At 44.1% G+C, this 21,714-nt stretch carries 19 protein-coding genes; 4 read left to right on the top strand and 15 right to left on the bottom strand.

Annotation, left to right across the window (positions count from 1 at the left end; translation table 11 throughout):
• The first annotated feature begins 45 nt into the window (after positions 1-45).
• A complete protein-coding gene (locus tag ABD894_RS21795; protein ID WP_345213198.1) occupies positions 46-1,719 on the top strand; it encodes an ArnT family glycosyltransferase in 1,674 nt (557 codons plus the stop codon).
• A gap of 249 nt (positions 1,720-1,968) precedes the next feature.
• Here the strand turns inward: ABD894_RS21795 and ABD894_RS21790 are convergent, their stop codons facing one another.
• The gene (locus ABD894_RS21790) at positions 1,969-4,374 is read right to left on the bottom strand and encodes an ABC transporter permease (RefSeq protein ID WP_345213197.1); all 2,406 of its coding nucleotides are present in this window, start codon (positions 4,372-4,374) and stop codon (positions 1,969-1,971) included.
• A 150-nt stretch (positions 4,375-4,524) separates the two neighbouring features.
• Here ABD894_RS21790 and ABD894_RS21785 point away from each other — a divergent pair, with 150 nt between their 5' ends.
• Positions 4,525-5,370 carry a metallophosphoesterase family protein gene (locus ABD894_RS21785; RefSeq protein WP_345213196.1) on the top strand — a complete coding sequence of 282 codons (846 nt, stop codon included), beginning with the start codon at positions 4,525-4,527 and terminating at the stop codon, positions 5,368-5,370.
• Between the two features lie 15 nt (positions 5,371-5,385).
• On the opposite strand, the gene ABD894_RS21780 is transcribed toward ABD894_RS21785, so the two are convergent.
• The 14 genes from ABD894_RS21780 to ABD894_RS21715 form a co-directional block, all read right to left on the bottom strand.
• Positions 5,386-8,121, bottom strand: a complete 2,736-nt coding sequence (locus tag ABD894_RS21780) for a TonB-dependent receptor (RefSeq protein ID WP_345213195.1) — start codon at positions 8,119-8,121, stop codon at positions 5,386-5,388.
• 249 nt (positions 8,122-8,370) lie between these two features.
• On the bottom strand, positions 8,371-9,234 hold the full coding sequence (gene rfbA, locus ABD894_RS21775) for a glucose-1-phosphate thymidylyltransferase RfbA (protein WP_345213194.1): 864 nt from the start codon (positions 9,232-9,234) through the stop codon (positions 8,371-8,373).
• Positions 9,235-9,279: 45 nt separating this feature from the next.
• A complete protein-coding gene (gene rfbD / locus ABD894_RS21770) occupies positions 9,280-10,140 on the bottom strand; it encodes a dTDP-4-dehydrorhamnose reductase (RefSeq protein WP_345213193.1) in 861 nt (286 codons plus the stop codon).
• A 9-nt stretch (positions 10,141-10,149) separates the two neighbouring features.
• Positions 10,150-10,695, bottom strand: a complete 546-nt coding sequence (rfbC, locus tag ABD894_RS21765; protein ID WP_345213192.1) for a dTDP-4-dehydrorhamnose 3,5-epimerase — start codon at positions 10,693-10,695, stop codon at positions 10,150-10,152.
• The gene (gene rfbB / locus ABD894_RS21760) at positions 10,696-11,748 is read right to left on the bottom strand and encodes a dTDP-glucose 4,6-dehydratase (protein ID WP_345213191.1); all 1,053 of its coding nucleotides are present in this window, start codon (positions 11,746-11,748) and stop codon (positions 10,696-10,698) included. It lies immediately after the preceding gene.
• 58 nt (positions 11,749-11,806) lie between these two features.
• Positions 11,807-12,742 carry a GDP-L-fucose synthase gene (fcl, locus tag ABD894_RS21755; protein ID WP_345213190.1) on the bottom strand — a complete coding sequence of 312 codons (936 nt, stop codon included), beginning with the start codon at positions 12,740-12,742 and terminating at the stop codon, positions 11,807-11,809.
• A gap of 6 nt (positions 12,743-12,748) precedes the next feature.
• Positions 12,749-13,864: a GDP-mannose 4,6-dehydratase gene (gmd, locus tag ABD894_RS21750; RefSeq protein WP_345213189.1), complete on the bottom strand. Its 1,116-nt coding sequence runs from the start codon at positions 13,862-13,864 to the stop codon at positions 12,749-12,751.
• Between the two features lie 133 nt (positions 13,865-13,997).
• Positions 13,998-14,909, bottom strand: coding sequence for a tRNA (adenosine(37)-N6)-dimethylallyltransferase MiaA (gene miaA / locus ABD894_RS21745; protein ID WP_345213188.1), 912 nt, complete (start codon positions 14,907-14,909; stop codon positions 13,998-14,000).
• 142 nt (positions 14,910-15,051) lie between these two features.
• On the bottom strand, positions 15,052-15,702 hold the full coding sequence (locus tag ABD894_RS21740; protein ID WP_345213187.1) for an IS1096 element passenger TnpR family protein: 651 nt from the start codon (positions 15,700-15,702) through the stop codon (positions 15,052-15,054).
• Positions 15,703-15,741: 39 nt separating this feature from the next.
• On the bottom strand, positions 15,742-17,154 hold the full coding sequence (locus ABD894_RS21735; protein WP_345213310.1) for a CCA tRNA nucleotidyltransferase: 1,413 nt from the start codon (positions 17,152-17,154) through the stop codon (positions 15,742-15,744).
• 74 nt (positions 17,155-17,228) lie between these two features.
• Complete coding sequence (locus ABD894_RS21730) at positions 17,229-17,795, bottom strand: L-threonylcarbamoyladenylate synthase (protein ID WP_345213186.1); 567 nt, start codon at positions 17,793-17,795, stop codon at positions 17,229-17,231.
• Positions 17,788-18,774 carry a glycosyltransferase family 9 protein gene (locus tag ABD894_RS21725; protein ID WP_345213185.1) on the bottom strand — a complete coding sequence of 329 codons (987 nt, stop codon included), beginning with the start codon at positions 18,772-18,774 and terminating at the stop codon, positions 17,788-17,790. Before ABD894_RS21725 ends, ABD894_RS21730 begins: the two co-directional genes overlap by 8 nt.
• 153 nt (positions 18,775-18,927) lie before the next feature.
• Complete coding sequence (locus tag ABD894_RS21720; protein ID WP_345213184.1) at positions 18,928-19,743, bottom strand: 2,3,4,5-tetrahydropyridine-2,6-dicarboxylate N-succinyltransferase; 816 nt, start codon at positions 19,741-19,743, stop codon at positions 18,928-18,930.
• Between the two features lie 86 nt (positions 19,744-19,829).
• Entirely contained in the window at positions 19,830-20,312 is a 483-nt protein-coding gene (locus tag ABD894_RS21715; protein ID WP_345213183.1) for a hypothetical protein, read from the bottom strand.
• 81 nt (positions 20,313-20,393) lie between these two features.
• On the opposite strand from ABD894_RS21715, the gene ABD894_RS21710 reads away from it, so the two are divergent.
• Both ABD894_RS21710 and ABD894_RS21705 read left to right on the top strand, forming a co-directional pair.
• Entirely contained in the window at positions 20,394-20,978 is a 585-nt protein-coding gene (locus ABD894_RS21710; RefSeq protein ID WP_345213182.1) for an FEKKY domain-containing protein, read from the top strand.
• 65 nt (positions 20,979-21,043) lie between these two features.
• Entirely contained in the window at positions 21,044-21,472 is a 429-nt protein-coding gene (locus ABD894_RS21705) for an RNA-binding S4 domain-containing protein (protein WP_345213181.1), read from the top strand.
• The last annotated feature ends 242 nt before the right edge of the window (positions 21,473-21,714 follow it).

Below are 21,714 nucleotides of genomic sequence, written 5' to 3'. Positions count from 1 at the left end.
GCGCCGCAAAATCTGTTTATCTTTACCCGCAAGCCTTTGCTGTATATGCCTCAAACAACTGTTGCCAATAAATGGCTGTATCTTTTTATCCTGCTGGCGGTCCTCATTAATTTCAGCGGACTGTTTGTGCACCTCATGAATCCCGATGCCACGCTATACGCCACCATTGCCAAAACCATGGTATTGCGTAATGACTATGTGAACATTTACGCCCGCGGTACCGACTGGTTGGATAAACCGCATTTTCCGTTTTGGGTGGCGGCTTTGTTCTTTAAAGTGTTCGGTATCAATACCTGGGCCTACAAGCTGTCGGGTATTGTATTTATGCTGATGACTGCCGTTTACACCTCGCTGCTGGCTAAAGAATTATATACCGAAAAGGTAGCGCAATGGGCGGTGCTGATATTGCTTACCTCGCAACACATCATCCTGTCGGACAACGACGTACGGGCCGAACCTTATTTAACAGGGCTCATCATTGCGTCAGTATATCATTATTACAAATCATACACTCGCAATAACTACCGCGACCTGCTGCTGGCCTGCCTGTTTGCCGGTTGCGCCGTAATGACCAAAGGCGTATTCGCCCTCATAACCATCGGCGGAGCCATCATCGGTCACCTTATTATTACCAAACAGTGGAAACAACTTTTCCATACCCGCTGGCTGGTAGCATTGGTATTGGTAGCCATATTTATACTGCCCGAAATATATTGCCTGTATGTACAGTTCGACGCGCATCCCGAAAAGGTGGTGTTTGACCGCCAGGGAGTATCCGGTATTAAGTTCTTTTTGTGGGATAGCCAGTTTGGCAGGTTCTTCAATACCGGCCCCATCAAAGGCAGCGGCGATCCTTTCTTTTTTGTGCATACCACGCTTTGGGCGTTTTTGCCGTGGTCGTTACTGTTGTTTGTGGCCGTATTCCGTTTTATTAAAAAGGGATACAAAAATGTACAATCGCAAGAGTGGATTTGTATTTGCGGCGCGATGATCACCTTCCTGATGTTTTCGGCATCAAAGTTCCAACTGCCGCATTACCTCAATATCGTATTCCCGTTTTTCGCCATACTAACCGCGCAATATATATGCGCCATACAAGGGCTAAAGAGTATCCGCGCAGTACGTATCACACAAATTATAGTAGCATCACTTTTGCTGTTAGTGATCATAGCCCTGCAATACTTTTTCCGTCCCGACGATTTCACCTGGCCGGTGATACTTTTAGAAGTAATATTGTTGAGCGCGCTCGTTATTCTTCCTAAAAAAGCAAGCACCATTTGGTACGAAAGGATAGGCTACGGCACAATACTGATCTCGCTGATAGTGAACGTATACCTTAACCTGGCATTTTATCCCTCGTTGTTAAAATACCAGGCCGGTACCGAAGCCGCTTTATGGATCAATAAAAACAACCCGCAAAAGTTACCCGTATTACAAAGCGGTGACGACTCTAACTTTGCCATGGAGTTCTACCTCGATGAGCCGATGACCACCATCAACGCCGATGGCAGCGGCAACATCCCCAAAGGTCAATTCATTTTTTACGCCCCCGATGATATCATCAACGGCTTAAAAGCCAAAGGCTGGCAAATGCAAACCATACAAAGCTTTAAACGCTATTGGATAACCCGCCTAAAACCGAAATTCTTAAACAAGGCAACACGTGATGGGGAGTTAACTGAGATGAAGGTTGTAGTGGTAAGCAGGGTGGGGAAGTAGCATAATTTAACTCACCCGATCTACGCTTCGCTGGATCACCCTCTCTTTCGCAAGCGAAAAGAGGGGGTAAAAAGGTGAAAGCTGAAAGGAAAAAGCCAAAGGCTTTACAAAATCCCTTCTTTGCGCAGCAGAGAAGGGTGTCGAGCGCAGCGATGACGGGATGAGTCCCACCATAAGCCTGGTCTTCTTCAAACCTGATCTGCAAATACACGGCAAAATCAGCACATCAAAAATTCCCCCTTCAGGGGGTTAGGGGGTTAAACTTTTCACCGGGTTATCCAATGCTGTTTTAATAGTTTTCACGGCGATCACAACCGCCACCAGTGCAGCCAGTATCAAGGCTACGCTCAAAAACGGCAGTGCATCCAAGTTGATTCGATACGCGTAACCGGTAAGCCAGCTGTTTAAACTGAACCATGCCACCGGCCATGCGATGAGGTTGGCAACGAGTACCAAAATGGCAAACTCCTTAATAAACAGCCAAACCACCTGCATGGCCGAAGCGCCCAATACCTTGCGGATGCCTACCTCTCTTACCCTGCGTGCAATACTTAAGGTAGCAATGCTTAATACACCCAATAATACCACCAGTAGCGCGATAACCGTAGCCGCTTGCGATGCTTTTTTAATTTGCATTTCCTGCTGGTATAGTTTGGCAATGGTATCATCTAAAAACACATATTCAAAAGGTGCATTCGGAAACAATGCCGACCATTTGCTTTGCAGAGTCGCTACATTGTTGGCCATATTACCCGGCCTTAGCTTGAACGACAGGTAGCGGAACACCGGCGAACGTTTAACATGGTAAAACAATATGGGCTGTATCTTCTCGTGCATCGAGCCAAAATGAAAATCTTTTACCACGCCGCCCACAGTTAACGGGGACGGGTCATTTTGTACCCGCACCGGTTGACCAAGCGCGTCGGCCGGGTTCTGCCAGCCCAATGCTTTGGCGGCAGTTTCGTTGATCACCAGTTTAGTAACATCAGTACCTTCGCCTTGCGCGGCGAAGAACTGGCCGGCTATAAGCGGTATTTTGTAGGTGCCGGTATAGTGCTCGTCGGCTATAATGGAGGTAGCCATAATGCCGTGCGAAGGATCTTGCGATGCCTTATACAGGTTGTTGCTGGCATTACCGCTTTGTCCGTTCGGTATCTCGAAAGAAACGGTAGCATCAGCAACCTGCGGCATGGCGGCAAATTCGTTCCGCATGGTTTCTATATGTTTTACACCTTCCGGCGACCAGTCACGTGGTACTTTCGCCGTAATCACCTGCTCCTTATCATAACCGAGGTTTGATTGAAAAAAGAAGGACGCCTGCTTATTGATCACCAGGGCGGCTATAAAAACCACAATGGCCGTAACAAACTGCACCACGATCAGTGAATGGCGGAATACCACCTTTTCTTTTACCGTTTTTAATTTCCCTTTTAATGAGTCTATAGATGATTGGGCAGATAAGATAAAGGCAGGGTACATACCGGCCAGTATACCAATGAGCAGTACGATCAGTAATGGCAACACCGCAAAATACAGCGGAAACTCCGTGATCTTCGGAATATCTTTACCCATTACCGAGCTAAAGAATGGCCTGCTTACAAGATAGATCAGCAACGCGATGATAAAGGAAAACAGCGACAGCAGAACAGATTCGGTAAGAAACTGGATGATGAGCTGCACACGCGAACTACCCATCACCTTGCGTACGCCAATTTCTTTTAAGCGGGTAACTGAATTACCTATCGAGATATTGATGAAGTTAATGATAGCCATCAGCAAAATAAACATGGCGATGAATGCCAGCGTGTAGATCATTTTGCGGGCACTGCCTTTATTATCTTGCAGGTAAAAATCATTCACCTGCACCAGGTAAGTTTTCAGGTTCTTTTGAATGTCGGGCGTGGTATTGGTGCGGGCCAGTTGATTGATGGCTGCATCCAGATCGCTTGGTTTTACACCCGGCTTTAGTTGGATGTAGTTCACCATGTACGGATTGTTCCAGGCATCCAAAGCTGCATCACGGCCAAAGAATTTGAAGCTGGCTTCGTTCATGAATATCTCGTTAGTACTGCCTCCAAAATTAGTGACGCTGTTACGCGGCAGGTTTTTTAATACGCCCGTTATGGCAAAATCCTGCTTGCTGCCGTTAAACGCATTAATGGTAAGCGTTTGCCCAACTACATCTGTACGGCCAAAGTATTTGATGGCCTGGTTTTCGGTAATTACTACCGAATTGGGTGTACTAAGCGCGGTTTTGGCATCGCCATACAACATCTTAAAGCCGAACATGGTGAGGAGCGAAGGCGTCCCGTTTTGTATGCCTTCGGTAAAGTGTTTGTCGCCTTTTGATATAATGGTTGAAAGGCCATCGTGGCGATAATAGGAGGTGATAAGGTTTGGGTAATTCTCTTTTAAGGCTTTGCCAAGCGGGGCAAGACTGGTAAACTCCAGCCCCATATCGGGCTGTTTCCATTTGCTTTGCATAATATACACCCTGTCGCTTACACCGGCGTTAACCTGCAACTCGCCCCATATATACGCGCCGATAACCAAAACGAAAGCCATTCCTATCGACAGGCCGAAAATATTGATGAAGGAAAATACCTTGTTTTTACGGAGGTTGCGCCAGGCAAGAGTGAAATAATTACGTAGCATAGTGGAGGTATTTGTGTAATAGTTTAGTTTTTAGTTGATTGCGGTATGAAATAATAAATAATTATCGACTTATCCATTATTTTTAACATTCTTTAACTAAGCAATTATCCATTAACACTGGCTTAACAACCTTCATCTACCTTTATACGCATGAGCACACGCAGAAAATTCATCAGTTCGGGTTTGGCATGCATAGCGGCTATCAGCCTGTTGCCTACGGTAAATAGTTTTGCAGCTATTGATAACAGCTACCGCAAAATAACGAAAGGCAAACTGAAATTACGCTTCGCGCTGGCTTCCGACGCGCATTATGCCCAGCCGGGAACGGAATATAAACAGCATTTTGGTAATATGATCAAATGGCTGAATGATGACCACGCCAAAAACCATCTCGACCTGGTGATCATCAATGGCGATCTGGTACACAACCGCCCCGACTTGTTAACCGAGGTAAAAACCGATTACCTCGAACACCTGAAATCGCCATTTTATACCATCCCCGGTAATCACGATTATGCCGATGCTACGATATGGAAAAAAGTGTTTGGTTATGAAGATAAATATGTGATTGACAAAGCTGATATAGGCTTTGTGCTGGCTAATACTGCCGATACCAAAGGTAAATACGTTTGCCCTGATAACGCCTTTATCAAAGCTTCGCTGGATAAATTTGCCGATAAGAAGATCGTTTTCGTTATACTGCATATTCCGCCAGTAATGTGGCTGAAAAATGAAGCCTTTTTAGATTGCCCCGAAACGGTAACATTACTGCATAGCTACCCGAATGTAAAGGCCGTATTCCACGGGCATGATCATGCTTTGGATGGTGTGCGATATACCGATAAACTGCCGCACTTCTTTGATTCGCACATCGGCGGTGATTGGGGTACCGATTATAAAGGTTACCGCGTTGTTGAGGTAGGAGAGGATAATTCTATTTACACCTACCAGGTAAACGCCAGCCAAAACCCTGTACTTAATGCCAATAAGATTTAAAGCGAAGGGTAAGATTTATTCTACCTTATAACGGTAAACCTGTCTGCCCAGTTCGCCTGCGGCGTTGATGCCTTCTATTATTACTTTGTAGTTTCCGGGGTCATCAGCATTAAAAAAGCTGAACTTAGCTTTGCCATCGGCGCCGGTTTTTACTTCGGGATTCCAGTAAATGGTTGATCGCAGGTCGGGGAGCTCCGTAACCGTTTTAGGGTGATTGTATTTTGGGATATAAAACTCACGCGCACGGCTAAATCCACGCGGACTGATCTGCGCTAATTCCGGGTGATGAGGGTTACGGATATTGTTGCCCTTGGTAATGATAACTATTGAAGGAAAGCCTAAAACTGATGTCATCACGCTGGTTCGTACAACCAGTACCTTTATTACGTTCACCGGTTCAATCCCATTATTATCCATAATATCTGCTACTTCTGTAGAGTCGACGTTGCGCCCATCAACAATTACTTGCATGGGCACGTATTTCATGCCCTTTGAGTCATAAAAATGGGGGTAGAAGTTAGAACCTGCGCGAGGCATCATCATAACCCCGGCTAAACGACCTTGCAGGCACGTTCCCAAATTGGCGCATGCTTCAGCTTTTTCTAAAACAAAAACATGATCTGCATTAGCATCGGGTACTGAAAGTATTCCGCGTAAAGTTGATTTATTTACCTGCTTAGCCCTTATGCTTACACCCTGCAATTGCTGCACCCTGTTTAACTTCCCCAGTTTTTCCAGCACCTCAATTTGTTTTTTGTTACTGGCCAAGTAAGTTTTGCTGCTGCCGCTGATGTCGGTATTTATATCGGCAATGTTGGGGTTGGCATTGATGGATTGTCCGGGTACTTTATCCATCAGTATTTGCACCAGCGAACTGTTTTTCGCTCCGCGACCTTGTACCGTAAATTTAATGCTATCGGTTAGTACCAGTTTATCAAAATTAAAGTAGCCATCGGCATCGGTAGTAGTATCGGTTACTATACCTGTTTTTAAGGATAGCAGGGTGACCTTCCCTTTAACTACCGGCTTTTTGGTAAGCGTTAATAAACGGCCCGATATATCGCTGCTCACTTTCTCCGCCTTATACAGCGGTTTTACCGGCCCTGCTGCCAATAAGGCTTTCCATGTAAAACGCCTGTATCCTTGCGTAAGCATCAGGTTGTCCAGTGCTTTGTTTACCTCATCGCTTTCATTGGTGAAATAATAATTGGGCTGTTCTATATACCCTTTAATATCGGCAGATAAAAGCAGGCTTGAGAGTATGGTGGTTTCTGCGGCTTCGTTAACCGGTACTTTGGTTTCATCAATTACCGATACTGAAAAGCTACCAATTACAGGCTGCCCGTTTTTATCCGCGGCACTCAATTCCATCTCCACTTTATCGCGACTTGCATAGGCAGCCTTAGCAGTGTTAATCTTAAGTTCCATCCGGTCTTTAGTACGAATGAAAGCTATCCGTTCATTTATGGGTTCTCCGGTTGTATTGAACAAGGTGAATTGTGCTATCCCGGTAGGAAAATCTTTTTTAGCTATCCATACCGAAGTTGCCGGTCTGCTTATTTTTATTTGTGATGCATACAGCATTTCGCCGCCTGTTTGCACTACAAGGTTAACCGCCTGCGGCGTTTGCAGTAAGGTTTGCGAGGCATTTATTCGTACCAATAAAGAATCAACTCCAGAATTATAAACTGCCAACACATAACCACTTTCTTTAGCTTTCGGCAGATTGATGCTGCTTAACGAACCATTGGGAAAGGCAACTTTGGCTGTATAGCTTTTACCTGATAATGGTTTAAGGTTAAAGCTGCCCATTCCTGCATGCAGGCTTTCAAAAGTGGTGATCTCCTTACCATCGTTATCCACAACACTCCCTTTAATAGGTACACCCAGGCCATCAATCCCCGTAGCCTTAAATGCCACCCGCGAATTAATATTTGTCACCATATCACCGCCCTCCGCAAAAAACTGCACATCGCTTTGCGATGAAGCCACTTTAATAGTAAAGGTTTTGCTTAACTTTTTATTAGCGGAGGTTATTATGCTTGCCAAAACGTGTGCACCCTTCAGGCTGCTCTTTTCGTTGTTTACGGTATTTATACTTATAGTGCCGTTGGCGTCGGTTTTTGCCTTGCGCCTTTCCAATACTTTTTGGTTATTGATTACGGTATACTCTACCTCCTTGTCAGCAACAGGTTGTCCGCTTGAATCGGTATAGCATAGTATAGTGGTTACAACAAGATTATTATCAATTGTTTGGTATTTAAAATCAGCTTTGGCGCTTACTTCGTTATCAATGGCGTTGCCTACAGTAAAGGTTTTATCAAAAAAGAATTCTTCACCGGCATTGCGCATCCATTGGGTGTAAGCTCTTATGCGATAATTTCCCTCGCTCAATGTATCGCTTATAATGAAGTCACCTTTGGCCATACCTGCCAACACGGGGAGCTTCAATGTTCGTTCTACCGAATCTTTTTCATTGATGAGTTCGGCATATAGGGCACCGCTTAATGCAGATAACTGGTGACGGCTGCCTACGGTTACATAAGCTTTAAACCAAATGGTATCGCCAAGCGCGTAATAGGGTTTATCAGTATGGAGGTATACTTTTTCCTGCGGTAGGGTAGTGGTCCAGTTGCTAAGTGAGGCCGAAATTTTATCCAGCGGTTCATCAGCTTTTTTTACAAACGCGGTAATGCCCGTAAAAAATAAAAGCAGACAAATAGCTACTGTAAAAATTCGTGATGCAGGCATTTATTAGGCTGTTAAAACTTAGGCAGATCTTCGGTTTATCAATTGTGTTACAATGATATGGTCTAAGATAAAGAAAATGTTTTAACGAACCGGCATAAACATTGGCGGTTTTATAGGGAGGGCGGGTGATAGGACGAAACGAAACGCATCATTGCGAAGAACGAAGCAACCCCCAAATTATAGAGTCGCTCTGTATAGTAAGAGATTGCTTCGTGCCTCGCAATGACGTGCTTTTTTATTTATAACTTTTTACTTATTCAGCAACTTTTGCAAATACCTGCCATAGCCGCTTTTTATGTAGCGGTTGGCCAGTTCGGCCAGTTGATCTTTGTTGATGAAACCACGCAGGTAGGCAATCTCTTCGATGCAACCTATTTTGGTATCCTGACGTTTTTCAATTACGCGTACATATTCTGATGCATCGCTCAACGAGTCGAACGTACCGGTATCCAACCATGCTGTACCGCGGTCCATTACGCCAACGTGAAGAGTGCCCTGCTCTAAGTAAGCTTTGTTTACGTCAGTAATTTCGTATTCGCCGCGTGGCGATGGTTCCAGGTTCTTGGCTATTTCTACAACGGTATTATCGTAAAAATATAAGCCCGGTACCGCGTAGTTCGATTTTGGTTTCAAGGGCTTTTCTTCGATAGAAAGCGCTGTGAAATGTTCATCAAATTCAACCACACCGTAGCGTTCCGGATCGGCAACCGGGTAAGCGAATATCGCCGCGCCGTCCACATCGTTAAAGCTGCGGATCAGCTCGCTGAAACCTGTACCGTAAAATATGTTATCACCCAAAATAAGGGCGGCTTTATCATCGCCAATAAAACTTTCGCCAATTACAAAGGCTTGGGCCAGTCCGTTTGGTTTTTCCTGTATGGCATATTCAAAGCGGCAGCCCAGTTCATGACCGTCACCCAGCAGGCGTTTAAAACCTTCGTTATCTTCGGGGGTAGTAATGATCAGTATCTCGCGGATATCGGCCTGCATTAAAACCGACAGCGGATAATAGATCATCGGCTTATCGTAAATAGGCATTAACTGCTTACTAATGGCTTTGGTGATGGGATAAAGCCTTGTTCCTGATCCGCCTGCTAAAATGATACCTTTCATATAGGGTGTTTTACGATTGTGATGCTTGGGTTGTTGTATTTATGCTTAATTATTTAATAACCTGTTGATGCAAATATGCAGACTATCGCGCCAGTAAGGTATTTCTATACCTAATGCCGCCTTTATCTTGCTCTTATCCATTACCGAATATGCCGGGCGGGTAGCCTTGGTTTTATATTCGCTGGTAGGGATGGGCAAGGTTTTAACCGGAGTTTCTGCCAGTGTGAAGATAGCCTTGGCAAAATCATACCATGATGCTACACCCTCGTTACTGTAATGGTATATGCCGTAAGCGGTACTTTCGGTAAGAATAAGCTGCACCACCGTAAATGCCAGATCGATAGCATAAGTAGGTGTGCCTACCTGGTCGGCAATTATCTTTAACTCATCGCGCTCACTGCCCAGTTTCAGCATGGTTTTGGCGAAGTTGTTACCATACTCTGAGTACAACCAGCTGGTACGCAGAATAAAATATTTATCGGTATTAGCCTGTATGGCCTTCTCGCCATCAAGCTTGGTTTGCCCGTAAACGTTGACGGGTTTGGTTTCGTCATCTTCCTTAAGCGGCAGCGGACTATTACCTTCAAAAACAAAATCGGTAGAAATATGGATCAGCGTTGAACCATATTCAGCAGCAAGTTTAGCCAGATTTTCGACGCCTGTTGTATTTATCTTTGCTGCAAGTTCGGTTTCATCTTCAGCCTTATCAACGGCGGTATAAGCCGCGCAATTGATAATATAAGCCGGTTCGTATTTTTGGAATGCACTCTTCAAGCTTTCTACGTCGGCAATATCGCCTTCGGCAGAAGACAAGAAATGCATGGTAGTGATACCCTCATTTTCGGCCACTTGTTTAAAACAGCTGCCCAACTGACCCGATCCTCCAAAAATGACAATGTTTTTCATGCAGATAGATTATGCTTCAAGCGTTTCAAAAAATGGCAATACCTGGTCTTTAGCCGATACGATCAGCTCGTCTTTAGGTAAGGTCCAGTCGATATTTAATACCGGGTCGGCATAATGTATGCCACCTTCTGATGCCTTGTTATAGTAATTATCGCATTTGTAAAAGAAAATAGCGGTATCGCTCAATACCACAAACCCATGCCCAAACCCACGGGGGATAAACAGTTGCAGGTTGTTTTCTTCGGATAGTAATGTTTTATAATACTGCCCATACGTAGCCGAACCCGGCCTCAGATCAACTGCTACATCAAGTACTTCGCCTTTTATAACGCGTACCAGTTTGGCCTGTGCATGTTCGCCTTTTTGAAAATGCAGGCCGCGCAATGTGCCTTTGGTTGAAAAAGATTGGTTGTCTTGTATAAATTGAGTTTCAATACCGGTTGCGTCATTGAAAGACTTTTGGTTAAAGCTCTCAAAAAAGTAACCGCGTTTGTCAGTAAAAATATTCGGTTTCAGTAATAAGCAACCCTCAAGCGGGGTAAGTTCAATATTCATTTAGCGTTTATCGTATTGGGTTTCGTAATAAGCGGCATAAGCCCCACTGGTAACATGTTCAATCCATGCTTTGTTTGCCAGGTACCAGTCAATGGTTTCGGCCAGGCCCTCCTCAAAGGTTACCGATGGCGACCAGCCCAGTTCTTTATTCAGCTTGGTAGCATCTATAGCGTAGCGGGCATCATGGCCCGGGCGATCTTTTACAAAAGTGATCAACTGCTCATTCGTGCCCGGCTCACGGCCAAGTTTGGCATCCATTTGCCTGCACAGCACACGTACCAGGTCGATATTGGCCCACTCGTTAAAGCCGCCAATGTTGTAGGTATCGCCTACATTACCTTCATGAAATATCAGTTCGATAGCACGGGCATGGTCTTTAACATAAAGCCAGTCGCGCACGTTCATGCCATTGCCATATACAGGCAGTGGTTTGTTATTAATAATGTTATTGATCAGCAGCGGTATCAACTTTTCGGGGAAGTGATTAGGGCCGTAATTGTTCGAGCAGTTTGATACTACAATCGGGATACCGTAAGTATCATGATAGGCACGTACAAAGTGATCTGAAGATGCCTTGCTGGCGCTGTATGGTGAATGCGGATCGTACTTGGTGGTTTCGGTAAAGAAACCCTCGGTACCTAACGAGCCGTATACCTCATCGGTAGAAATATGGTAGAAGAGGTGATTGGAATAATCATCCTTCCAGTATTTTTTAGCAGCCTCCAGTAAACTAACCGTACCGATAACGTTGGTATAAACAAAATCGAGCGGATTGGTGATAGAGCGATCCACGTGCGATTCTGCCGCTAAATGCACCACATCGGTTACGTTATAGGTTTCAAACAGGCTGTTGATTTTTTCGGTATCCTGAATATCGGCACGCTCAAAAACATAGTTCGGCTCGTTCTCGATATCTTTAAGATTCTCCAAATTACCGGCATAAGTTAAGGCATCAACATTGATTATTTTATAATCGGGATGGTTTTGTACAAAGCGCCTTACTACGTGCGAGCCTATAAAACCGGCTCCACCGGTAATTATTATGGTTTTCATATATGTATTGTTCTTTATTGGGTAATTATACTGAAATTAATAGGGTTAAGTATCAATTTCAGGCGTTAATGTATTTGTTTAAAAAATCGCTGTAGGCCAGTGCAATACCCTCTTCAAGTTCAATCTTATGCTTCCATCCCTGGTTGTGCAGCTTGGTTACATCCATTAGCTTACGCGGCGTGCCATCGGGTTTTGTAGTATCAAAAGTAATACCACCCTCAAAACCGGTAATGTTTTTTACCAGCAGCGCCAGGTCTTTAATAGATATATCTTCGCCTGTACCTATGTTTACGAGTCCGGGCTCATTATAGTTTTGCATTAAATAAAAACAAGCCTCGGCCAAATCATCGGCAAATAAGAACTCGCGCTTCGGGGAGCCCGAACCCCAAATCACCACTTCGGGCAAATTTTGCTCCTTCGCCTCATGAAACCTGCGGATCAACGCCGGCAGCACGTGCGAATTTTGCGGATGGTAATTATCATTATACCCGTACAGGTTGGTAGGCATTACCGATATAAAGTTGCAGCCATACTGATCGCGGTACGCGTCGCACATTTTTATACCCGCTATTTTGGCTATGGCATAAGGTTCATTAGTGGGCTCCAGCGGACCGGTCAATAAATAGTCTTCCTTTAAAGGCTGCGGCGCCAATTTAGGATAGATACAGCTTGACCCCAGGAACATCAGCTTTTTAACGCCGTTTAAATAAGCGTTATGAATAACGTTGTTCTGGATCTGTAAGTTATCATACAAAAACTCGGCACGATAGGTATTATTGGCCACAATGCCTCCTACTTTGGCTGCCGCCAAAAAAACGTAATCGGGTTTTTCCAGTTCAAAAAAGTCTTTTACCTGTTGCTGATCGCGCAGGTCTATCTGGTCGGAAGTGCGGGTTACAAAATTAGTAAAGCCCTCGTTTTGCAGTTTGCGGTGTATGGCCGAACCCACCATGCCGCGATGGCCTGCAATGTATATTTTGGCGTTTTTATCCATTAGCGCTTATTCGTACTGGTTTTTAATTTCGTAGCCCGAATCTTTCAGCAATTTCTCTCTTGCAAACAATTCCAGATCGGCCGCTACCATTTCTTTTACTAAACCGTTAAGATCATATTTTGGTTTCCAGTTCAGCTTTTGCTGACACTTTGATGGATCGCCAATAAGCAGGTCAACCTCCGTAGGGCGGAAATACTTAGGATCCACAGCTACAACCTCCGTACCCACAGCTACCTGGTAAGCCGGGTCACTGCAACTTACCACATAACCTTTTTCGCTGTCACCTTCGCCTTTAAACTCAACAGTGATGCCTGTTTCGGCGAAAGCCTTGCGCACAAACTCGCGCACGCGGGTGGTAACGCCTGTGGCAATTACAAAATCTTCGGGTGTTTCCTGTTGCAATATCAGGTACATAGCTTCTACATAATCTTTGGCGTGGCCCCAGTCGCGTTGGGCGTCGAGGTTACCTAAATATAGTTTATCCTGTAAACCCATGGCTATTTTTGCTACGCCACGGGTAATTTTGCGGGTAACAAAGGTTTCGCCGCGCAGGGGGCTTTCGTGGTTAAACAAAATACCGTTGCAGGCATACATTCCATAAGCTTCGCGATAGTTTACGGTAATCCAATAGGCGTAGAGCTTGGCCACCGCGTAAGGTGAACGCGGGTAAAAAGGCGTAGTTTCTGATTGCGGAACGGCCTGCACCAAACCATAAAGTTCTGATGTGGATGCCTGGTAGATCTTGGTTTTTTTGGTAAGCCCCAATATGCGGATGGCTTCTAGTATGCGGAGTGTGCCTATACCATCGGCATTGGCAGTATATTCGGGTGTATCAAAACTCACCTTAACGTGCGACATAGCGCCCAAGTTATAGATCTCGTCCGGCTGTACCTGTTGTATAATACGGATGAGGTTGGTAGAATCGCTCAGGTCACCGTAGTGTAAGATCAGGTTACGATCTTGCTGATGCGGGTCCTGATAAAGGTGATCGATCCTGTCGGTATTGAATAATGAACTGCGGCGTTTTACACCGTGTACATCATATCCTTTTGAAAGCAGCAGTTCGGTCAAATATGCGCCGTCCTGGCCGGTAATGCCTGTTATTAATGCAACTTTTTTCAAATTTTTGTCCTCCCCTGTAAGTTGCTAAAAATAGCAACTTAAAAATCAAAAACAATGATTAAAGGCCATTTCGTGCATAAAATGAACAGGCAACTTGCAATTTAAAATAGTGCTATCTAAGGTAGAATATCAGTTATTGCGCCTCGATGGCCGCAAGCATATCAGGCAGTAGGGTACTGCTGCCTGCTTCTACCCATTTAATATCACTGTCGCGCCTGAACCAGGTAAGCTGGCGTTTGGCAAAGCGGCGGGTGTTTTGCTTTATCAGTGCAATGGCATGCTCTAATGTGCTTTTGCCATCAAAGTAATCAAAGAGTTCGCTGTAGCCTACTGTGTTTAACGCGTTTAAATGCCGGTATTCGTATAATCCTTTGGCTTCATCAATCAAGCCTTGTTGTACCATAGCGTCCACCCGTTGGTTAATGCGGTTGTATAATTGCTCGCGGGGCATATTCAGGCCTATCTTTTTTATGGCAAATGGGCGACTGTTCTTGCTGCCTTTACGGTATGACGAAAAGGGCATGCCGGTGTATTCATACACTTCCAATGCCCTGATAAGCCTTTGCGGGTTGTTGATGTCTACCTCTGCGTAATATTCTTCGTCGGCTTGTTTTAGTTTATGTTGCAGGTGTTCTATGCCTTTTTCTTCCAGCTCGCGGTTAAGGTTTTCGCGGATGATGGGCGGTACGGCAGGTAATTCATCGAAGCCCTCGCATACGGCCTTTACAAATAAACCCGATCCTCCGGCCAAAATGACCACATCGTGGGTTTTAAAAAGTTCATCCAATAGTTCCAATGCCTGCTTTTCAAAATCGCCAACGCTGTAGGTATCGTTTATAGAAATAGAATCAACAAAGTAATGTTTTGCCGCGGCTAACTCATCTGTTGTGGGCTTGGCGGTGCCAATCGACATTTCTTTATAGAACTGTCGCGAATCGGCCGATAGGATAGCAGTGTTATAATGGCCGGCCAACTGAATGGCAGCAGCGGTTTTGCCAATAGCAGTAGGCCCGGCTACCACAACAAGCGTTTTAAATTGCGACATTGGTTTACAATGGTTAGGTACGTAATATTAAGCTATTACTAACTGATTAACAAACAAATAGCGATAAGTTTTCACCCATCGCTATTTATTTTAATATGCTGTTAATGTAGCCCGTTGAGAGGTGAAATCGACAGCTATTATATTAATAATCGTCGCCACCACCGCGGTGAGGCCTTTCGTCGTCGTCAAAACCTTCGTTATCTGAAAATTCGTCGCCAAATTCATCATCAGTTGCTGCATCTTCGTCCTCATCAACCACTGCTTCACCGGTTTCAGTTACTTCCGAAAAGTCTTCGGTATCTTCCGGGTTGTACTCCATCTGGTTCAGGAAATCGAAATCTTCGCTGGTTGGCGGTATAACTGTTGGGTTAAATACGTTACCAAATTGTTTAGGCGCTTCACCTACCGATTTGTTTACCGCAGGGTAAACTACGCCGGGCGCATCCTCTAAAAGGATTTTCATCAGTTCCACATGAAAATCAAACGGACGATCGAAATTGAAGGTGTAATAAAACTTTTGATGCGGATCATCAATAAAGCTGCTCAGCTTTACTTTTTCCATCAGGGGTATGCCACGGTCAATACGGCGCTGGTTGGGTAAATAAGTTATCTCATCGCCCTTGGTCCATTGATCGTTGCTGATATAAAAAGATGAAGGGTACTCAGGGTTATAACCTGTAGATTTGTGTATAGCATGATGAAGATCCTGGAAGGTTTGATTTGACTTTACATCAATTTCCCTCACAATATCATCATAATCCTCAAAAGTTACCCTGAACCTGTAAACTGCCATTTTTAGTAATATTTATCAAAATTAAATAATGTTTTTATTTCAATTGGTCTTTGCAACAACTTTTAAGCCAATTTGTGTGCCTTTTTCAATAGCGAAGGCAATTGCTTCATCGCGCGAGTTAGGTATTTCGCCTTCCAGTATGGCTTCGCGTATCTGGTTTTTGATAATGCCAACTTCGCGGCCTTCCCTTAAGCCAAACAGGTCCATAATATCGGTACCGGTAACCGGGGGCTGCCAGTTGCGTATATTATCGCGCTCTTCAACGTCTTTTAATTTCTGCTGAACCAGCTCAAAATTTTGCCGGTATTTTTTTACCTTATATTCGTTTTTTGTGGTGATGTCTGCTTTACACAACAACATCAGTCCTTCAATATCGTCACCTGCCTCAAAAAGCAAACGCCTCACAGCCGAATCAGTCACGATGGATTGCGACAGTACGATAGGGCGTAAATGCAGCTGTACCATTTTTTGCACAAACTTCATTTTTTCGTTCAGTGGTAGCTTTAGCTGGGCAAATATCTTGGGTACCATGCGCGCGCCTTTATCCTCGTGGCCATGAAACGTCCAACCGTGGCCGGGTTCAAAGCGTTTGGTGGGCGGCTTGGCAATATCATGTAATATGGCCGCCCAGCGTAACCAAAGGTCGCCGGTGGTTTCGCATATATTATCCAATACCTGTAGGGTATGGTAAAAGTTATCTTTATGGCCTTTGCCGTCGCGGTATTCTACGCCGTAAAGCTGGGCCATTAGCGGGAATATCTTGTGCAGCAAACCGGTATCAAACAGGTAATTAAACCCTATCGATGGTTGGGGCGAAAGGATGATCTTGTTCAGTTCATCTGTAATGCGCTCCTGCGAGATAATACTGATGCGCTCCACATTGCTTTTAATGGCAGCTACCGCTTCATCGTCAATTACAAAATTGAGCTGACTGGCAAAGCGTATAGCCCGCAACATACGCAACGGATCGTCGGAAAAAGTTTCCACCGGGTTTAGCGGCGTTTTTATCAGCTTTTGCTCCAGGTGGATAATGCCACTAAAGGGATCTAATAGTTCGCCAAAGTTATCGGGGTGAAGGGAAATAGCCAGCGCGTTGATGGTAAAATCGCGGCGTTTCTGGTCGTCTTCCAGTGTTCCGTTCTCCACAATAGGCTTGCGCGAATCGCGGCGGTATGATTCCTTTCGGGCGCCTACAAATTCTACCTCCAGATCGTGGTAGCGCAGCATCGCCGTACCAAAGTTTTTAAATACCGATACCTGTACATTGAGCTTTTGCGCTACGGCTTCGGCAAACTCAATACCGTTGCCAATAATCACAATATCAATATCTTTCGAGGGGCGTTTCAAAAATAGGTCGCGCACGAAACCGCCTATAGCAAAAACCTGCAAGTTTTGCTGTGCGGCAAGCTTTGATATTACTTTAAATATATGATGTTGCAGGTGTTCCTTCATGGGTAGTTTATGCTCCGCGCGGGAGGCATTGCTCAATTGCGGCAAATTTAAACAATTAAGCTTTAATACCGCTATTAACGGCGGATAAACTCAAAACCACCATCAGGAGCGAGGCGCATAATGGTTGAAGGTTTCTTTACAGAAAGGTCGTGCTGGTCTATATCCACCACATAATCAACCCCCTCAATAATTTCGGGTGCTACTTGCCCAAAGTTTTGCGGCGATGGCTGCCCGCTGATATTGGCCGATGTTGATACCAATGGTTTGCGTAAACGCTGTATCAACTGCTCGCAAAAGGGGTGTTTAGCTACGCGGATACCAACGCTTCCATCTTCGGCTATTAGCTCGGGGGCTATGTTTTTAGCGCCGGGCATCACCAGCGTCAGCGGGTTTTCGGCGTATTCAATCAGGTCGTAAGCAATATCGGGTACTTCGCGTACGTAGCTTTGCAGTTTGTTTTCGGTATCTACCAAAATGATCATGCTTTTGGCTTCGGCACGTTGTTTAAGCGCGAATATCTTTTTTACGGCTTCGCTGTTGGTGGCATCACAGCCAATACCCCAAATGGTATCGGTAGGGTAGAGGATAATGCCTCCGTCCTGAATAATTTTTAACGCTTTCGCTACTTCTTCTTTAAGCATGGTTGGCAAAGGTACTTAAAGCTTCAATAATTTTTTGATTGTTGAGCAATTCCATGCATTTGGGTATGCCATAAAGCTTGCAAGTGTTTTTTACACAAGGCTCGCAGCTCAACTGCCCGTAACGGATCACGGACAGATCTTCTTTATTATAAGGCGCAGTATTATGCTCGTTACCCGCGCCAAAAAGTACCACGGTTGGCAAGCCCACGCTATTAGCTAAATGCGCCGGTCCGGAATCGGTAGTTAATATAGCCTTACTTTCGGCCATTAGGCGGGTGAGGCCGCTGAGGTTGGTTTTACCGCAGCTGTTAATAAGTCGATCAGCATGGTTTAATCCGCTCAATAGCTCCTCCACATAAGGCGAATCCTTTGGCGCGCCAACCAGTTCAAAATAATGACCGGGCAGTGCGGCGGTAAGTTGGTTGAGCAGCTCACGGCCTTTGGCTACAGGCATACGGCGCGATGAAGCTTCGGAATTAAAGTTGATGATCACCCTGTTATTATCCTTAGCCGGGTTTTGCACCTCCAGTAATACCGGTTCATCCGGAATGGTTTTACCGCTGAACTGTTCTAACAAGGCAATGTACTCGCGTACACGATGCACCCCTGCCGGGCGTTTACAGGCTTTGGTGAGCAGGAAAAAGCCGCCTTCGTTACCAAACCCAACCCGCTTTTTAGCACCGCTGGCATAAGCCATTACCGCCGATGAAAGCGAAGGAGGCAGGTTAAAGTACATATCGTACTTTTCGTTACGCAGAGTTTTGCCAAAGTGGTATACGCCTGTTAAGCCTTTGTATTCCTGTTTTGAAAAAGGGTGGATCTTGTTGATGCCGGGGATAAGTTCGGCCAGGGCGGCCAATTCTTTTTTGATGACAACATCAACCACAGCATCAGGATAAAGCTGCCTAACCGCCGTAACGAACGCGGTGCTCATCACCACATCCCCGAGCCAGTTGGGCAGCCTTATCAGTATTCTCATAGTTGTGTGCTGTAAGTTGTGAGTTGTGTGTTCAGAACATTTATACCTGCAACTTTCAACACATAACTTACAACATTTATAATATTTATATAGTTGTGAGTTGTGTGTTCAGAATATTTAAACCTGCAACTTTCAACACACAACTTATAACATTTATACCGCTACGTTATTTTCGCGCAGGGCATCATTTAATGATGTCTTTTTGTCGGTTGATTCTTTACGTTTACCGATGATGAGCGCGCATGGCACCTGGAACTCGCCGGCAGGGAACTTTTTAGTATATGAACCCGGTATAACTACTGAACGTGCAGGCACTATACCTTTATATTCAACAGGGGCAGAACCCGTAACGTCAATAATTTTGGTTGACGCGGTTAATACCACGTTTGCGCCAAGCACTACTTCGCGTTCAAGATGTACACCTTCAACCACAATAGCTCGTGAGCCTATAAAACAGTTATCCTCAATAATAACCGGCGAAGCCTGTACGGGCTCTAATACGCCGCCAATACCTACGCCACCGCTTAAGTGTACGTGTTTACCTATCTGCGCGCATGAACCTACAGTTGCCCAGGTATCAACCATGGTACCTTCATCAACAAAAGCGCCTATGTTAACATAAGATGGCATCAGGATAACACCTTTAGCGATGTGCGCGCCGTAACGGGCAACAGCATGAGGCACTACACGAACACCGGTTTTCTTATAGTCGGTTTTTAACGCCATTTTATCGTGGAAAACGAAAGGGCCAACTTTAATCTCTTCCATATTGCGGGTAGGGAAATAAAGTATTACGGCTTTCTTAATCCAGTCGTTAGTGTGCCAGCGGTTACCAATTAGTTCGGCAACGCGGTATTCACCTTTATCAAGGCGCTCAATAACGGTTTCAATAGCGTTAATGTATTCGTTATAATTTAACAGGTTCCTGTCTGCCCAGGCATCTTCAATAAGTTTTTTAAGGTCTTGCATCGTATTATTTAAACTTTGGCAAATTAAAGGAATTTTGAGGAGAAATGTTTCGGTTGATGTTTATAACTTACATTCGGGTAGGAGGATTACAAACCGGATAAGTTTTGCAACCCAATTTGCGATGCAATAAAGGTTTGTAATAAGTAAATAATTATACCTACCAGCAACGGTCCCATAATACTACGTGGATAGTAATCTTTATCAGGGAAATACTTGTCTGAATAGTATTTGACTAATATTAATCCTCCAATAACGTTGCCCACTAATTCAGTGCCAATAATTATATAAGGTAATAACTTATTGCCTTGTTGCGATAGTAGTATGTTTGCCCCGATTATCCTGGTTAAAACGAAGTATCCTATGGAAAAAAGTATAACAGAAAGAGCACCTCTTTTTTGACCCGCATTCTTTAAATTAATGGCAAGCAAAATCCCTCCAAAAATAGTAGAAAAGAAAAAGGTGAACCAAAAAATGGCCTTCGTTGAATATAGTTCTACATAGTCATCTTCGTTTGGGTCGTCATTACCATCTTCCTTTATTTCGTCGTAATCGTCATATTCAGTAGCCATGTGTGCTCGTACTTTTTGTTTGCAAAGTTATAATGTGTTTTTGTAAAGGAAGTTTTAATTTTATCATATTAATAATAAGTCATGCGAATCAGTTATTTTTTAGTTATGTCTTTGATTGTGCTTTCTCTATCGGCATGTGAAAATATCGGTAAAAAGCCTAAAAGTGGCCGGGATACCTCGCTTACTATATTGACTTATGGTTTACCCGGACCTCGCGATTTGCGAAATGCAGAAGAAATAACTGCGAATAGGTGGGGCATATCTTATAAAAGTGTAGCGGGTTGTATAGTATCGCAATCTCTTAGAGACAGTGTTAAAGAACATAATTCGGATGTTTATGAGCGTATAGAAAAGAAATTTGGGAAAAATTGGAGAAGTAAATTTGAAACAAATGTTAATAGTGAGTTAATAATAGTTAATCGGATAACAACGTTTTTAAATAAAGAGAATACCAATATTAAAAAGCGCCTTGAGCTTGAAAAAGAAAGTAATGGGTTACACTATACAATACGGCCTATGAAAAACGATACAATATACGAGGCATTAGCGACCGGTTGGGGTGAAATTAATGGAAAGAGTGAATACGTTATGTATTATAAATACGCTGTAAATATTAAAACATCTTCTGTTAAGATGGTAAGTGATACGGTAAGGAGGTTATATTAGAATATATAATTTATAAATTTGTGAATAGATAAGTGATTGGCTATTCTGAGCCGTATATTTTAATCATGCCCGAAAAAGAAAAGTTAAGAATTGATAAATACCTGTGGGCGATACGCCTGTTTAAAACCCGCACCATGGCTGCCGATGCCTGCAAAGCGGGCCGTGTAAAGCTGGATGGCCGTAATATTAAACCATCGTACGAAGTAAAGATCGGCGAAACTTACCAGGTATCTAAGGGGATTGAACGTAAGGTGATCAAGGTGACCGGTCTGCTCGAAAACCGTACCGATGCCAAAACCGCGGTTACTTTCTATGAAGACCTTACCCCGGTTGAACAAACTCAAGCTTTTAAATCGATGTTCCACGCGCCTATGCTGAAACGCGACCGCGGCACAGGCCGCCCCACCAAGCGCGACCGCAGAGAGATTGACGATTTACAGGATGGTTTTTTGGAAGGTAAAGAGGATGGGGGAGAAAGTGTGAAAGAAGAGTAGTGTTATTTTTACTGTCATCCTGAGTGTAACGAAGGATCTAATTATGCGATTGTTAGTTCTTCGTTAGGAATGGCTCTGCTATAATCATCGTTAGTGGATGTACTTTTTTCTTTTCGTGGCTGTTGCACAATATTGGCTGTTGAGGTCAATTATTATTAACTTATCAATATCCGTCCAAATGTTCAAAACGTTGTTGATGGGTGCATACTATTAAATAAAGTAAAGAAGATCTGTGCGAATAC

It is taken from the genome of Mucilaginibacter gynuensis (genome assembly GCF_039541195.1).
Classification (GTDB): Bacteria; Bacteroidota; Bacteroidia; order Sphingobacteriales; family Sphingobacteriaceae; genus Mucilaginibacter; species Mucilaginibacter gynuensis.
Note: the sequence above shows the minus strand (reverse complement) of the source record. Positions and strands in the feature narration are given on the sequence as shown.